Origin of the sequence: Bordetella petrii (genome assembly GCF_020991325.1) — a bacterium.
Lineage (GTDB): Bacteria > Pseudomonadota > Gammaproteobacteria > Burkholderiales > Burkholderiaceae_B > Bordetella_A > Bordetella_A petrii_E.
The window spans coordinates 1-13993 of the sequence record NZ_JAJMLX010000105.1 but is presented as its reverse complement, the minus strand read 5'-3'; the positions used below and the strand labels follow the sequence as shown (position 1 = coordinate 13993).

The 13993-nt window shown below is 67.1% G+C and carries 14 protein-coding genes and 1 pseudogene; 4 read left to right on the top strand and 11 right to left on the bottom strand.

Features of this window, described 5'->3' with window-relative positions; all coding sequences use genetic code 11:
- Positions 1-108 precede the first annotated feature (108 nt).
- Positions 109-939 carry a DUF2950 family protein gene (locus LPZ50_RS12445; RefSeq protein ID WP_230661805.1) on the top strand — a complete coding sequence of 277 codons (831 nt, stop codon included), beginning with the start codon at positions 109-111 and terminating at the stop codon, positions 937-939.
- Positions 940-968: 29 nt separating this feature from the next.
- Here the strand turns inward: LPZ50_RS12445 and LPZ50_RS12440 are convergent, their stop codons facing one another.
- From LPZ50_RS12440 to LPZ50_RS12430, 3 genes are all read right to left on the bottom strand, one after another.
- Positions 969-1754: an AzlC family ABC transporter permease gene (locus LPZ50_RS12440; protein ID WP_419195591.1), complete on the bottom strand. Its 786-nt coding sequence runs from the start codon at positions 1752-1754 to the stop codon at positions 969-971.
- A gap of 20 nt (positions 1755-1774) precedes the next feature.
- The gene (locus LPZ50_RS12435; RefSeq protein WP_230661804.1) at positions 1775-2074 is read right to left on the bottom strand and encodes an AzlD family protein; all 300 of its coding nucleotides are present in this window, start codon (positions 2072-2074) and stop codon (positions 1775-1777) included.
- A 236-nt stretch (positions 2075-2310) separates the two neighbouring features.
- Complete coding sequence (locus LPZ50_RS12430; RefSeq protein ID WP_230661803.1) at positions 2311-3297, bottom strand: Bug family tripartite tricarboxylate transporter substrate binding protein; 987 nt, start codon at positions 3295-3297, stop codon at positions 2311-2313.
- Between the two features lie 215 nt (positions 3298-3512).
- Here LPZ50_RS12430 and LPZ50_RS12425 point away from each other — a divergent pair, with 215 nt between their 5' ends.
- On the top strand, positions 3513-5321 hold the full coding sequence (locus tag LPZ50_RS12425) for a bifunctional metallophosphatase/5'-nucleotidase (RefSeq protein ID WP_230661802.1): 1809 nt from the start codon (positions 3513-3515) through the stop codon (positions 5319-5321).
- 9 nt (positions 5322-5330) lie between these two features.
- Here the strand turns inward: LPZ50_RS12425 and LPZ50_RS12420 are convergent, their stop codons facing one another.
- The 5 genes from LPZ50_RS12420 to LPZ50_RS12400 form a co-directional block, all read right to left on the bottom strand.
- On the bottom strand, positions 5331-6353 hold the full coding sequence (locus LPZ50_RS12420; protein ID WP_230661806.1) for a histone deacetylase family protein: 1023 nt from the start codon (positions 6351-6353) through the stop codon (positions 5331-5333).
- Positions 6354-6504: 151 nt separating this feature from the next.
- A complete protein-coding gene (locus tag LPZ50_RS12415; RefSeq protein WP_230661801.1) occupies positions 6505-7485 on the bottom strand; it encodes a threonine/serine dehydratase in 981 nt (326 codons plus the stop codon).
- Positions 7486-7529: 44 nt separating this feature from the next.
- A complete protein-coding gene (locus LPZ50_RS12410) occupies positions 7530-8813 on the bottom strand; it encodes an MFS transporter (protein WP_230661800.1) in 1284 nt (427 codons plus the stop codon).
- A gap of 25 nt (positions 8814-8838) precedes the next feature.
- Entirely contained in the window at positions 8839-10017 is a 1179-nt protein-coding gene (argE, locus tag LPZ50_RS12405) for an acetylornithine deacetylase (RefSeq protein ID WP_230661799.1), read from the bottom strand.
- Positions 10014-10403, bottom strand: a complete 390-nt coding sequence (locus LPZ50_RS12400; protein WP_230661798.1) for a RidA family protein — start codon at positions 10401-10403, stop codon at positions 10014-10016. The genes argE and LPZ50_RS12400 overlap by 4 nt, the downstream gene beginning before the upstream one ends.
- Positions 10404-10629: 226 nt before the next feature.
- Here LPZ50_RS12400 and LPZ50_RS12395 point away from each other — a divergent pair, with 226 nt between their 5' ends.
- Complete coding sequence (locus tag LPZ50_RS12395) at positions 10630-11622, top strand: helix-turn-helix transcriptional regulator (RefSeq protein ID WP_230661797.1); 993 nt, start codon at positions 10630-10632, stop codon at positions 11620-11622.
- On the opposite strand, the gene LPZ50_RS12390 is transcribed toward LPZ50_RS12395, so the two are convergent.
- Both LPZ50_RS12390 and LPZ50_RS12385 read right to left on the bottom strand, forming a co-directional pair.
- Positions 11600-12283: a nitroreductase gene (locus LPZ50_RS12390; RefSeq protein WP_230661796.1), complete on the bottom strand. Its 684-nt coding sequence runs from the start codon at positions 12281-12283 to the stop codon at positions 11600-11602. The two genes, LPZ50_RS12395 and LPZ50_RS12390, sit on opposite strands and share 23 nt — an antisense overlap.
- Positions 12280-12741 carry a PaaI family thioesterase gene (locus LPZ50_RS12385; RefSeq protein WP_230661795.1) on the bottom strand — a complete coding sequence of 154 codons (462 nt, stop codon included), beginning with the start codon at positions 12739-12741 and terminating at the stop codon, positions 12280-12282. Before LPZ50_RS12385 ends, LPZ50_RS12390 begins: the two co-directional genes overlap by 4 nt.
- Positions 12742-12828: 87 nt before the next feature.
- Here LPZ50_RS12385 and panB point away from each other — a divergent pair, with 87 nt between their 5' ends.
- Positions 12829-13653 (top strand): 3-methyl-2-oxobutanoate hydroxymethyltransferase, encoded by an 825-nt coding sequence (gene panB, locus LPZ50_RS12380; protein ID WP_230661794.1) that lies wholly within the window; start codon positions 12829-12831, stop codon positions 13651-13653.
- Here panB and LPZ50_RS12375 read toward each other — a convergent pair.
- A pseudogene (locus tag LPZ50_RS12375) lies at positions 13584-13993 on the bottom strand (hypothetical protein); the annotation flags it as partial. The gene panB and the pseudogene LPZ50_RS12375 overlap by 70 nt on opposite strands.

Genomic DNA, 13993 nt, shown 5'->3' with positions numbered 1-13993 from the left:
GTCCGCCCCTGTGCCGTTTGCCCGCGCATCGGGATCGCGGGCCAGGGGGTACGTGGGCGGCGGCGGTGGGCATCGGGGAAGACGATGATGAACAGCAAGCAACAACCTATGCATAACCTTGCGCGGTGGCTGGTGGCCGCGAGCATCATGGCTGCCGGCAGCCAGGCGCTGGCCGCGCAGGCCGCCTTCAGCACGCCGCAGGCCGCTGCCGATGCGTTGGTCGAGGCAGTGTCCACCGGCGATGATGCGGGGTTGCGAAACGTGCTGGGCAGCGATTTCCGGCGTTTCGTGCCGCGCGACAGCGTCGCGCGCGAGGACATCTACGCTTTCCTGGCGGCCTGGTCCGGGCATCACGAGATCGTTTCCACCGGGCCGTCCAGCGCCGAATTCGTGGTGGGCAATGACGGGTGGTCGTTTCCCGCGCCCCTGGTGAAAAATGCGCAGGGCTGGCATTTCGACCTGCAGGCCGGCGTGAAAGAAATGAATCACCGCCGCCTGGACCGCAATGAAGACGCCGCCATTGCCACCCTGGTGCAACTGTGCCAGGCGCAGGAAAGCTTTCGTGCCACGATGGGGGACGGCAAGCCCGCCCTGCGCATTGTCAGCACCGAAGGCCAGGCGGATGGGCTGTACTGGGACGCCGGCGTGGCATCGTCCGTGCCCAGCCCGCTGACCGACGATGCCCTGGTCATGGGGGCGGATGTTCCGGTGGATGCCGCATTCCATGGGTACCGTTTCGCGGTGGTGCAACCCATGGACCCGTCGGGGTGTTCGTTTGCCGCGTGGCCTGCCAGCCATGGCAAGACCGGCGAATTCAGCTTTGTGATCGGCCCGGGCATGGCCATCAAAGAACGCGACTTCGGACGCAATGTGGGCCTGGCCGAAATCACCGGCCGCCAGTCGCGGGCGTCCGAACGCTGGCAGCCGGTGCAGCTATAGCGGGCAGCCGGGCGGCGCGCACGGCAGCACTACACGTGCGGCGTGGGTGGCGGCGCCGCCGGATGGCGTGGCGCCGATGCCAGCGCGGCCAGTATGCCTGCCACCGCCCCGGCTGCTACATACCAGGCGCCGGGCACCAGCTTGTATGTCAAGGCGGCGGCGGCCAGGCTCACGGCCCATGGCACGGCGCGCCGCGCGCCCTTCCACATGCCGCGTAGCATGACCAGGAACACCGCGGGAAAAGCCATGTCCAGCCCGTAGACCTCGGGGTGGCCCAACAGCGGCCCCAGCACCGCGCCCAGCGTGGTGCAGAAGATCCAGGCCACATAGAACACCATCGATGACCCCAGGTAGTAGGCCAGGCTGAACGCCGGTTCCAGCCCCAGGCCCATGCGCCGCCGCGTGTCCGCCATGGACAAGGCCCAGGTGGCGTCTGTCATCAGGAACAGCGACGGCAGCACCTTGCGCTTGGGCAGGTGGCGCAGGAAAGGGGTCAGCGCCGCGCCCATGACCAGCATGCGGCTGTTCACCAGGAACGTCACCGCCATGATCAGCAGGAAGGGCGGTGGCGCGTTCCACAAGCCCAGCGCGGCGAATTCCGAGCCGCCCGCGAAATTCAGGCCTGTCATCAGGGGAACCTCGAAGGGCGTCAGCCCTTTCTGCGCGGCTTGCGCGCCCAGCACCATGCCGAAGGGAATGATGCCGAACAGCATGGGCAGGCTGGCGGTGGCGCCGGCACAGCAGCGGTCCCAGGCAGAAGCGGTGCCTGGCGGGTTGCGATGGCCGGGGCGGCGGGGAGAGGGTCGATTAGCCATGCGGCGGCGGTGCGTAAACGTCAGCCCAGCAGGTACCGCAGCAGCGCGGCACTGCCGACTCCTACAATGACGGTAGGTAGCAGGGAAAGCCGCGTGGCCGCGGCTATGGTCAGGGCCAGTGCGATCAGGTCGGCGGGCTGGTCTGAGACGAACACAGGCGCAATTACCGACAGCAGCACACAGCCTGGCGCGGCTTCCAGCACAGACATCGTGCGCGGGCTGAGGCTGCGGTTGCGCAGCAGAATGTAGCCGCCGATGCGGGTCAGGTAAGTGACCGAGGCCATCAGCACGATGGCGAGCAGGTTGGGGGGATCGATCATGGCTGTGTGGTGAAACTGATGGGGTGGCGGGCACACCAATTGCTGGCACGCGCCAGGTTGTGCAGGCCATCCATCATAACGGTGTCGCAGGCGGACCATCAGGTTGTGCATGCGGCCGCCACCGTTTTGTGCCACGACGGCCTCAGTTAGACGGTGTCTGGCACCCTGGCGGGAGCCAGACACTTGGTGGTGCCCGCGAGAACTCGCCGTGGCAGCTTAAGGTAGTGCCATGGGGGTCAGTCCAGGCTGATCCGGGCCTGCTCGATCAGTTTTTCGTAGGTGGCCGACTTTTCATCCAGCCGCGCGCGCAGCTCGGTCAGCGGCCACGCCAGCGGTTCGAAGGCAAACGTGGAAAAGCGCTTGCGCACTTCCGGGTCGGCCAGCACGCGGGTGATGTCGGTGTAGATCTTGTCGCGCACATCGGTGGGGATACCCCTGGGCGCCAGCAGCGACACGATGGAATTCACGTCCAGTTCCGCGGGGCCGCCCGCTTCGGCCACGGTGGGCACGTTGGGAAACAAAGGGTGGCGCTGCGGGGCGGCAATGGCCAGGTAGCGCAGTTTGCCGCTGTCGTACACCGGGCGGGTGGAGGGAATGGTGCCGAAGGCCCAGTCCACTTCGCCGTTCGCCACTGCGGTGTACAGCTGGCTGACTTCCTTGTAGGGCACATGGATCATCCGGGTGCCCGTCAACGCGCCCAGCCATTCGCCGCCCAGGTGGCCGGGGCTGCCCACGAACCATGATCCGTAGGTCAGGCTGCCGGGCCGGGTCTTGGCGGCATCGATCAGGTCGGCCATGCTCTTCCAGGGCGACTTCGCGCTGACCGCCACCATGAAGGGCGTATAGAACAAGGGCGCCACCAGATCGAACTTTTCCAGCGTGACGTACTGGCGCGATTTGTACAGGTGCGGCAGGGCCGACACGTGTTCGCTGTCCAGCTGCAGCAGGGCGTAGCCGTCGGCGGGCAGCTTGCCCACGGCTTCCAGTGCGATGAAGCCGCCGCCGCCGGGGCGGTTCTCTACCACCACGGGCTGCCGCCATTGCTTGCTGAGCGCCTGGCTCAGGATGCGCAGCACTACGTCGGGGCCGCTGCCCACTGAAAAGGCGGTGTACAGCGTGACAGGCCTGCTGGGGTAGGCGGAGGCCTGCGCCCAGGCGTTGCTGGCCAGGCAGCTGGCGGCCAGGGTGGCGGCCAGCATAAAGCGGCGTCGGCGGCATGGCATGGTCTGTCTCCTGGTGCGGCGCTTTGTTTAGTGGAATCGCCGTGGCAGAGGCCATTATGTGCCGCGAAACATGCCTGTAAAAATCAAATATTCATATTATTCATACCTCAAATCGTATGGCTGGCGCGGCATTACACAGGCATGTCATGTCGCCCGCCTAGGATTCCTGGCTTTACTCAATGCCCTCGCGGGGCACTACAAAAAGGAAGGAATCCATGCTTTTCCGTCGATCTGCCCTGGGTGGCGGCCTGCTTTGCGCCGCCTTGTTGAGCGCATGCGGCAGCGGTAGCGATGATGATGACCACGACGCGCTGCCGCCGCCGCAGGCCAGCAATTACCAACTACAGATTCTGCATACCAACGACCATCACTCGCACCTGGATGGCAGCGCCTACGATCTGCAGCTGGGGGGCATGTCGACGCGCGTGCAGCTGGGCGGCTTTTCACGCGTGGCGGGCGTCATCGACCGCCTGCGCACGCCGGACACGCTGGTGCTGAACAGCGGCGAACTGAACGGCACCCTGTACTTCAGCCTGTTCAAGGGCGAGCCCGACTTCAAGCTGTTCAACGCGCTGGGCCTGGACGCCTACCAGCTGGGCAACCACGAGTTCGACGAGGGTGAGGCCGTGCTGCGCGGCCTGATCGACATGGCCACGTTTCCCATCCTGGGCGCCAACGTCAAGCCCACGTCGCGCAGCCCGCTGTATGGCGCGCCCATCAAGCCTTATGTGATCCGCGAAATGAACGGCCAGAAAGTGGGCGTGATCGGCATCCTGAAGGTAGAGAAGACCGTCAATTCGTCGATGGTGACCGATGCGGTGGAGTTCACCGAAGAAGTATCCACGGTGCGCCAGAACGTGGACGAATTGAAGGCGCAGGGCATCAACAAGATCATCGTGCTCAGCCACCTGGGTTACGACGGCGACCTGGCGCTGGGCCGCCAGGTAAACGACATTGACGTCATCATCGGCGGCGATACGCACGACCTGCTGGACTCCACCGGCGAGCTGGCGGCCATGGGCCTGGAAGTGGACGGCGATTATCCCACCGTGGTGTCGGCCCCCGACGGCCGCCAGGTGTACATTGCCCAGGCCTGGGAAATGGCGCTGGGCGTGGGCGTGCTGAATGTGGAATTCGACCCGCAGGGCGATGTGCTGGCCGCCCGGGGCAATATCGTGCTGCCGGTGGACAAGCCCTTCCTGCAGGCCGATGCGCAAGGCGATTTCGTGGCGGTGGACGCGGCCCGCGAGGCCGAGCTGGCCGCGCTGATCGCGTCATCGGAAACATTGGCGCTGCAGGCGCCCGACGCGGAAGTGGCGGCGATTCTGCAACCCTACAGCCAGCAGTTAGAAGATTTCCGCCAGCAGACGCTGGGCTCGGTGGCGCAGACCTTGCCGTTCGACCGCATTCCCGCCGCTTTCGCGGCGGGCAGCGCGCCCACCGGCAGCTATGCCGCCTACTACGTGGCCGATGCCTTCCTGAAATACATGCCGCGCGCCGACATCGCCATCCAGAACGCCGGCGGGGTGCGCACGCAGTTCCTGCAAGGGCCGTTCAGCGTGGCCGATGCCTACACCATGCTGCCGTTCTCGAATACCGTGGCCACCGTCGACCTGCGCGGTGCCGACGTGATTGCGGTGCTGGAAGACGCCGCCCAGTACGCGCTGACCTCGGGGTCCACCGGCGCGTTCCCGTATGCCTCGCATCTGCGCTTCGACGTATTCAAGAGCCAGCCGCCGGGCAGCCGCATCCAGAACGTGGAGGTGAAAGACCGCGCCGCCGGCACGTGGGCGCCCATCGATCCGGCCGCCACCTACCGCGTGGCGACAAACTCGTTCACCGCGCTGGGCAAGGATGGGTACGAAACCTTCGCCCGGGCCATCGCCGCCGACCCCGGCGTGCATGAAGACAGCCACGTCGCGTATGCCGTGCCCTTGGTCGAATATTTCCAGAAGCACCTGCCCGGCAATGAACTGCCGGTACTGGATCCGGCCGACTACAGCTTGAAGTCGGTTACCGACTGAGGCGGGCCGTCAGGCTTGCGCCCGCAGGCCTGCAAAGAACGCCTCGGCGTTTTCTTGCAGGCCTTCGATGTAATAGCCGCCTTCCTGCACCACCAGCACCGGCACGCCGAATTCGGCCACGGCGTGGCCGATGCGTTCGAAGCCGGCGCTGCTGACGGCCACCTTGGCCTGCGGGTCGCGTTCGAAGATGTCGAAGCCCAGCGCCAGCACCAGCACGTCGGGCTGGAATACCTGGATGGCATCGACCGCGACGGCCAGCTTGTCGAAGAATACGGATTCGGGCGACCCGTGCGGCATGGGCAGGTTCAGGTTGTAGCCGAAGCCTGCGCCGGCGCCCTTTTCGTTGTCGTAGCCCGCCACCACGGGGTAGAAATTTTCCGGGTCGCCGTGGATGGACACGTAGTAGACATCGTCGCGTTCGTAGAAAATTTCCTGCACGCCCTGACCATGATGCATGTCGGTGTCCAGCACGGCCACGCGCTGGTACTTGCTGCGCAGGCGCTGCGCGGCGATGGCGCTGTTGTTCAGGTAGCAGAAGCCGCCGGCGGCATCGCGGCGCGCATGGTGGCCGGGCGGGCGGCACAGCGCATAGGCGTGGCGGTCGCCCGCCAGCAAAGCATCGGCGCCGGCTACCGCCGCTTGCGCCGACCAGTATGCCGCATGCCAGGTGCGCGGCCCCACCGGGCAGCTGCCGTCGGCCAGGTAGCGCGCCGCCTTGGCCAGCACGCCGCGCAGCGCGTTGGGTTCGCGCACGAACACATTCGACACGACTTCATCGCCCCAGTCTTCGGGCAGCTGTTTCCATTCCTGGTGGGCCGTCTTGAGAAACTGCAGGTAGTCCAGCGCATGCACGGCCGTCAGGGGCGCCATGCCGGCGTCGGGCGGTTGGCGCAGGTCGAAGCCCAGTTGTTTTACCGCGCCGACCAGGGCACTGGCGCGGTCCGGTACTTCCTGGGGGGTGCGCATCTTGCCGCGCGAGAAATAAGTTTGCGGATGGTGCTGGGCCTGGTCGGGGTGGTAGTAGGCTTTCATGGCGGCGTGGGGCAGGGGCAAGTGGCCGGGCGGCGGCGCCCGGGGCGGCAGGGTGTCGATGCATTGTGAACCAGAACCCGCCCGGCCCAAAGTACCACTTCCGTGCTGGCAGGGCATACCGCTTGCGCCAGGCCGCGCCGGCGCGGTCGGGTCAGCCCACGCCCAGGTGCCGCGCGAACGTGGCCGGGTCGGTATTGGTGCCGCACAGCAGCACGCCCACGCGCTTGCCGGCCAGGTCGGCTTTAAGCTCGCCCGCCAGGGCCGCGGTGGCGGCCGCGCAGGCGGGCTCGGTGGCCAGTTTCAGCTGCTCGAACAGCAGCCGCATGGCGCCGCGCAGCGCATCGTCGGACACCTTCACCAGGCGGTCGACATGCTGGCGGCACAGCGCGTAGCTGTATTGCTCGGTGTGCGGCGCCATCAGGCTGTCGGCGATGCTTTGCATCGCGCCCATCTTGATGGGGCCATTGGCGGCGAAGCTCTGGTGCATGGCGTCGGCGCCCTCGGGCTCTACGCCGATGACCTGGCATTGCGGGGCAATGAGTTTCACCGCCGTGCTGACGCCGGCCATCAAGCCGCCACCGCCGATGGGTACGATCACCGCGTCCAGGCCGCCGGCCTGTTCCAGCCATTCGTAGCCCAGCGTGGCAGTACCCAGCACCGTGCGGTAGCCATTGAAAGGATGCACGAAGAAGCGCCCCTCTTCGCGTTCGATGCGGTGCACGGTGTCGAAGGCCGCGGCGCCGTTCTCGGCCAGCACCACCTCGGCGCCATACTGGCGGCAAAGGGCCACCCGGGCCGGGCTGGCGGTCTTGATCATGACCACCTTGGCGGGAACGCCCAGGCGCATGGCCGCGTAGGCCACGGCCACGGCATGGTTGCCCGCCGATACGCAGGTGACGCCGGCCGCGCGCCTGGCATCGTCCAGCGCCAGCAGGTTCGAGAACGCGCCGCGCGCCTTGAAGGTGCCGCTGGCCTGCAGTAGCTCGAACTTGAAGTTCACCGCCGTGCCCGGCACGGGTTCGAAATCGGCTTTCTCGAGCACGGGCGTGGTACGCACCCACTGCTGCAACTGGGCGTGCAGTGCGGCAATGGCGGACAGGTCGGGTAGGGTGGCGGTGTCTGGCTGGGTCATCGGAATTCCTGAAGGGGCAGCGCGCAGCGCTACGGGGGTGGGCCTCATTTCAGGCCCAGGCGGCGGCGCACCGCGAACAGCGAGGCCAGGCTGATCAGCGCCGCGAAAATCAGGTAGAAGCTGGGCGCCAGCTTGTTGCCGGTGGCGGATATCAGCCACACGATGATGAAGGGCGCGAACCCGCCGAACACCGTAACGGCGATGTTATAGGCCAGCGACATGCCGGTGGTGCGCGTCTGCGTGGGGAACAAGTCCGTCAGCAGGGCCGGCAGGGCGCCGAAATAGCCCGACAGCAGAATGCCGATGACGATCTGCACGACGATCATGGTGCCGAAAGTGGGCGAAGCCGACAGCAGCAGGAAGAGCGGGTAGATCAGCACCAGGAACAGTATCGCCGACGCCACCATGATGCCGGTACGGCCATGTTTGTCGGACCAGTGTCCCACCATGGGTGCCACGATGAATTGCACTACGCCCGTGACCAGCGTGGCGGCGAATGCGGCGGCCGGCGGTATGCCCAGTTGCTTGACGGCAAAGGTGGGCATGTACAGCACCAGATAGGTGGCCACCGTGCCCAGCACCACCGTGCCGATGGCCAGTACCAGCCGCGCACGGTGCTGCGTGAAGGTGTCGCCCAGCGGCGTCTCGGTGCGTTCCATGGACAGGAACTCCGGTGTTTCGTCGATGCGGGTGCGTATGTAGTACGCCACCGGCCCGATGATCAGGCCGAAGAAGAACGGAATGCGCCAGCCCCAGGAAGCCATCTGCTCGGGTGTCAGCCATTCGTTCAGCCCGGCGCCGAAACCCGCGGCCAGCAAGGTCGTCAGGCCCTGGCTGGCCACTTGCCAGCTGGCGAAGAAGCCGCGCCGGTTGGGGGTATGTTCGGCCAGGAAGGCGGTGGCGCTGCCGAACTCGCCGCCCGCCGAGAAACCCTGGATCATGCGCGCCACCACGATGCCGATGGGGGCCCAGATGCCGATGGCCGCATAGGTGGGCATGACGGCGATCAGCAGGGTGCCTATCATCATCAGGGTGATCGACAGCGTCAGCGTGGCGCGGCGCCCGACGCGGTCGGCGTACACGCCCAGCACCAGCGCGCCCAGCGGCCGCATGAAGAACGACACGCCGAAGGTGCCCAGGGTCAGCAGCAGCGACATGACTTCGTTGTCGCTGGGGAAGAACAGCCGCGCGATCGTGACCGCGAAGAAGCCGTAGACCACCAGGTCGAACCATTCCAGTGCATTGCCGATCGAGGCGGCCGTGATGATGCGCCACGCCGCGGGCGAGGTTCTGGTGGCGGCCGGGCCGACCGTGGTTGCGGTATTCATGGGTAAGGCTCCCCTAGGGCTGTCGTTATGGTTTGGCAAGGCTGTCGATGACGTTGGACAGGAAACTGCGGCATTGCTCGATCTGTTCCAGCGCGACGAACTCGTTGGGCTTGTGGGCCTGCTGGATGTCGCCCGGGCCGCAGATCACCGACGGAATGCCGGCCTGCTGGAACTGCCCGGCCTCGGTGCCGTACGCCACCTTGCGGTGCGCGGTGTCGGCGGTCAGCGCGCGCACCAGCTGGGTAATGGCGGCCTGTTCCGACGCGTCCAGCGACGGGGCGCTGGCCAGGGAACTGAGCTCGATGGCGGCATCCGGGTGTTCGCGGCGCATGCGCGGCAGCAGTGTGTCCTGGGCGTACGCCTGGATGCGCGCGTAGAACTGGGCGGGGTCCGCCCCCGGCAGATTGCGGTGCTCGAATTCGAACTGGCAGTGCGCGGGAATGGTGTTGACGGCGATGCCGCCCTGTATGGTGCCCACCTGGGCGGTGCTGAACGGTACGTCGAAGTCCTGGTCGAACGGCCCCTCGGCCCGCATGCGGTCGGCCAGTTCGCGGATAAAGCAGATCAGCTGCGCGGCGTACTCGATGGCGTTCAGGCCCTTGGGAGTCAGCGACGAATGCGAAGCGTGGCCATGCACGCAGCAGCGCCATACATTGATGCCCTTGTGCGCCACGATGACGCGCATCGAGGTCGGTTCGCCCACGATGCAGCCATCGGGCCGCACGCCGCGCGCCTTCAGGTCGGCCAGCATCCGCGGGGCGCCGACGCAGCCTATTTCTTCGTCGTACGACAGGGCGAAATGCACCGGTCTTTTCAGGGGGGTGGCGGTGATGCGGGGCACCAGCGACAGCGCGGTGCCGATAAAGCCCTTCATGTCGCAGGTGCCCCGGCCATACAGCCGGCCGTCGCGCACTTCCGGGCGGAACGGGTCGCTGTCCCAGTCCTGGCCGTCCACGGGCACCACGTCGGTGTGGCCCGACAGTACGATGCCGCCTTGCGTGCCGCCGTCTGCGGCCGGCACGGTGGCATACAGGTTGGCCTTGGCGCCGGTGGCGTCGTGGCTCAGGTGCGAGGCAATGCCCGCGCGGCGCAGATCGTCGCGCACCATTTCGATCAGCCCCAGGTTCGAGTTGCGGCTGGTGGTGTCGATGGCGACCAGGCGCCGCACCCAGTCGGTGGCGGACAGGTCAGTGGCCTGGTTCATGGCTGTGTTCCGGGGACGCGGGCAATGGCTTCGATCTCGACCAGCGCGCCGGGCACCATCAGGTCGGCGCGCACGGTCGAGCGCGCGGGCAACTGCAGGCGGCCAAAGTACGCGCCGTAGGCCGCATCGAAGGCGGCGAAATCGTCGATGCGGCTGAGCCACACCGTGGTCTTGACGATGTCGCCCAGGGCCAGGCCCGCGGCCGCGAGCTGGCGGTGGATATGGTCCAGGCAGGTGCGCGTCTGGGCGGCCACGTCGTCGCCCACGATGCGGAACCCTTCGCCGAACGCCATCTGGCCGGAAACAAAGACCAGGTCGCCGGCATGCCGGTGCATGGAAAAATTGGGTTGGCGGCGGGGGGGCTCGATGGCGGGCGGGGGCTGCATGGACGGCTCCGTAGGAATGGGTGCGGGCCAGCTTAGTCGTCCGTTTGCCGGCGCGCTTCTGCGCGCGTGCCGGCTTTGTTTGCCAAAGCGGCAAAAGGATCTCAATGATGCGGCTTCCAAGGGTTTTCCCGAAGACAGGCGTCCATACCCGGTGTTGGCTTGACGCTGCGCAAAGCGCCCCGGTAACGTTATTGCCATTCAACTGGTCCCCCCGGACTGTACCTCTGTGGATAACCTGGTCGCCAACCGCCTGCATGCCTATGTGCCCCATACCTACGAGGTCGTGGGCCTGGAGCCCGTAGGCTCGGCGTGCTTCATCAGGACGCGGCCGGCGGGTACCGGCATGGACGGCTACCGCGACACGCTGGTGCTGGGCGCCGGCCTGTCTGCCAGCTGGGCCGACATTACCCGCCCGCGCGCCCTGGAAGAGCACTACGACTGCAGCGGGGCCCTGAAGATCCATCTGCGCATGGCGGGGCATTCCTCGGTGACCGATGGCGGCGAGACCCCGCACGCCATAGACGGCATGTCATGCAGCGCGCTGCTGCAGCCGCGCGGCGCCCGCAAGATCGAAATCTTCGGCGCCGGCGAGCGCGAGCGCTCGGTTACCGTGTCCTGCACCCGCGAGTACCTGGTGGACGAACTGGGGCTGGACCCGGCCGCCTACGGGGGCGCGCTGGGCCGGTACCTGATGGACGACCCGGGTACATTCGCGCTGTTCCGCGCGGGGCTGGACCCCGATATGCGGCAGGCGGGCCAGTGCTTCTTCGAGCCCGTGGACGATCGTCCCATGCGCCGGCTGTTGCTGCAGGCGCGCGCCGAAGACATCGTGCGCCGGTTCTTCGGCCATATGCGCCATGACGATGCCGTGGACGAGATCCGTCCGCGTGACCGGGCCATGGCCGAGCGCGTGGCGGCACTGCTGGCGGACGCCTTCCGCGAGCCGCCCAGCGTGCGCGAACTGGCCGGCCTGGCGGGCGTCAGCGTCTCGAAGCTGTCGCGTGCCTTCAAGGCCGTGCAAGGCGTCACCATGTCGGAATACCTGCTGGCCATCCGCATGCGGCACGCCATGGCCCTGATCCGCGCGGCGCGCCTGCCGGTGACGCAGGTGGCGCTGGAAGTGGGCTACGAGCACGCCGGCAACTTTTCCACGGCGTTTCGCCGGCACTACGGCGTATCGCCGCGCGCCGCCGGCGTCACGCTTCGTGGAAAACCGTGAACTCGTCGATGTCCATGCGCCCGGTGCGGTACTGGTTGGCGGGCTCGTCCGGGTCTTGATAGCCGATGGAAATCCCGCAGGCCACGGTCTGGTCGGCGGGAATGTCCAGGTGCTGCTTGACGATGTCCGGGTAGTTGGCCAGCGCCGCCTGCGGGCAGGTGTCCAGGCCGCAGCCGCGCGCCATTACCATGATGTTCTGCAGGAACATGCCGTAGTCCAGCCAACTGCCCTTGTCCAGGTCGTTGTCGATGGTGAACAGCAGCACGCACGGCGCGCCGAAGAACTCGAAGTTCCGGGCGTGCTGGCGCGACGAGGCCTGGCGGTCGCCCTTCTGGATGCCCAGCAGGCTGTACAGGCCCCAGCCGGTTTCGCGGCGCCGGTCCAGGTACGGGCTGCGCCAGTTGACGGGGTAGTACTGGTATTCGCGCCGCTCGGGCTCGCCACGCGCGTGGGCCTGTACCAGCGCCTGCGACAGGGCATCGCGCCGCGCGCCGGTTACCACATGCACCTTCCAGGGCTGGATGTTGCTGCCGCTGGGCGCGCGCGCGGCTACTTCGATAATGCGGCGGATCAGCGCCGGTTCCACCGGCGTGGGCAAAAAGCCGCGCACACTCTGGCGCGACACGATGGCTTGTTCGACGGCCTGCCGGGTATCGTTCATGCACTTGCCTCTGCTGGGAGCGGATCGGCCATCAGGCGCGGCCCGCCATATTTGAATGAACCTTGCGCGGTGGCCAGGATGCGGCCATCGGCGGTGCTGACTTCGGCGCGCGCGAAATAGATTTTGCGTCCGCGCCCGGTGACAATGCCGGTGGCCCTGACCTGGCCCGCCGTGACCGAGCCGATGAAATTGATGGCCAGCGAAATCGTGACGGCGTTGTCTTGCTGATTGCCCGGCTGCGGCACGATGCCTGAATAGCCGCAGGCGGCATCCAGCAGCGCGCAGACCACGCCGCCCTGCAGCGCGCCCTGGCGGTTCAGGTGGCTGGGGCGCAAGTCCATGCTGAGCACGATGCGCCCGTCGCCCCAGTTGTCGATGACGGCGCCCAGCGAGTGTAGGAAAGGGTTGTGTTCGAAACCGGACATGGGTGTGGAATGGATATGCAACTGTCCGATCATACCCCCGCCGGCGAGCGGGCCATGCATCTCGCGGCGCGCGGCGCTACCATACTGGGTTACCGGCAACCTTCATATGCAGGCCATACGATGAGCGCACAGCAGCAGCAATCCCGCAAGACCACCACCGCCATACGCCAGGCCAAGGGGCCGGGCAAGGTCGTGGCGCTTACCGCCTACACCGCGCCCATGGCGCGCCAGCTGGACCCCCATGTCGACATGCTGCTGGTGGGCGATTCGCTGGGCATGGTGGTGTACGGCCTGCCCAGCACGCTGGCGGTGACGCTGGACATGATGATCGCGCACGGCGCGGCGGTGGTGCGCGGGTCGTCGCAAGCCTGCGTGGTGGTGGACCTGCCCTTCGGCAGCTACCAGGCATCGCCGGCGCAGGCCTTCGAGGCGGCGGCGCGCGTGCTGGCCGAAACCGGCGCGCAGGCCGTGAAGCTGGAGGGCGGCGCCGAAATGGCCGATACCGTGCGGTTCCTGACGCAGCGCGGCGTGCCGGTGGTCAGCCATATCGGGCTGATGCCGCAGCAGGTGAATACGGTGGGCGGCTACAAGGCCCAGGGCATGCAGGCCGACGGCAGCGACCGCATCTTGCACGATGCGCAGGCCCTGGAAGCGGCCGGCGCTTTCGCGCTGGTGGTGGAATGCACCGCCGAAGCCGTGGGGCGCCGCGTGACCCAGGCACTGCAGATACCCGTCATCGGCATCGGCGCGTCGCCCGCCTGCGACGGGCAGATCCTCGTCACCGAAGATGTGCTGGGCATGTCCGGGGCACGGGTACCCAAGTTCGTGAAGCAGTATGCCCAGTTGGGTGCCGAGATCGAGCAGGCCGCGGCGCGTTACGCGCAGGAAGTGCGGGCGGGCACGTTCCCGGCGCCGGAACACTGCTTCGGGGTCAAGGCCGGGTAGCCGCCTGCCTCGCGCCGCGGCGCGTCCCGCAATATGCTGGGGCGAGCGGCGGCCAGCGCGGCCGGCCAGTCTTGGTTGAAGTGGGCGCCGCGGCTTTCGCGGCGGGCACTGGCGGCGCGCACGATCAATTCGCCCACCTGCAGCAGGTTGCGCAGTTCCAGTAATTCGCGGCTGGCTCCCTGGGTCTGCCAGCGGTGCGCCACCGCCTGCCGCCAGCCGGCTATCTGCGCGGCCGCGTGCGCCAGCGATGCATCGCTGCGCACGATGCCCACGTGCTCGTTCATCAACTGCCGCAAGGCCAGGCGCTCGCGCGCGGCCGCGGTATCTGGCGCGCCGCGCT

Excerpts from the sequence above, each read along its gene's own strand:
- panB (WP_230661794.1), top strand. The coding sequence starts at position 12,829 with ATGAGCGCACAGCAGCAGCAATCCCGCAAGACCACCACCGCCATACGC.
- LPZ50_RS12425 (WP_230661802.1), top strand. The coding sequence starts at position 3,513 with ATGCTTTTCCGTCGATCTGCCCTGGGTGGCGGCCTGCTTTGCGCCGCC.
- LPZ50_RS12415 (WP_230661801.1), bottom strand. The coding sequence starts at position 7,485 with ATGACCCAGCCAGACACCGCCACCCTACCCGACCTGTCCGCCATTGCC.
- LPZ50_RS12410 (WP_230661800.1), bottom strand. The coding sequence starts at position 8,813 with ATGAATACCGCAACCACGGTCGGCCCGGCCGCCACCAGAACCTCGCCC.
- LPZ50_RS12445 (WP_230661805.1), top strand. The coding sequence starts at position 109 with ATGCATAACCTTGCGCGGTGGCTGGTGGCCGCGAGCATCATGGCTGCC.
- argE (WP_230661799.1), bottom strand. The coding sequence starts at position 10,017 with ATGAACCAGGCCACTGACCTGTCCGCCACCGACTGGGTGCGGCGCCTG.
- LPZ50_RS12430 (WP_230661803.1), bottom strand. The coding sequence starts at position 3,297 with ATGCCATGCCGCCGACGCCGCTTTATGCTGGCCGCCACCCTGGCCGCC.
- LPZ50_RS12400 (WP_230661798.1), bottom strand. The coding sequence starts at position 10,403 with ATGCAGCCCCCGCCCGCCATCGAGCCCCCCCGCCGCCAACCCAATTTT.
- LPZ50_RS12435 (WP_230661804.1), bottom strand. The coding sequence starts at position 2,074 with ATGATCGATCCCCCCAACCTGCTCGCCATCGTGCTGATGGCCTCGGTC.
- LPZ50_RS12420 (WP_230661806.1), bottom strand. The coding sequence starts at position 6,353 with ATGAAAGCCTACTACCACCCCGACCAGGCCCAGCACCATCCGCAAACT.
- LPZ50_RS12385 (WP_230661795.1), bottom strand. The coding sequence starts at position 12,741 with ATGATCGGACAGTTGCATATCCATTCCACACCCATGTCCGGTTTCGAA.
- LPZ50_RS12440 (WP_419195591.1), bottom strand. The coding sequence starts at position 1,754 with ATGGCTAATCGACCCTCTCCCCGCCGCCCCGGCCATCGCAACCCGCCA.
- LPZ50_RS12390 (WP_230661796.1), bottom strand. The coding sequence starts at position 12,283 with ATGAACGATACCCGGCAGGCCGTCGAACAAGCCATCGTGTCGCGCCAG.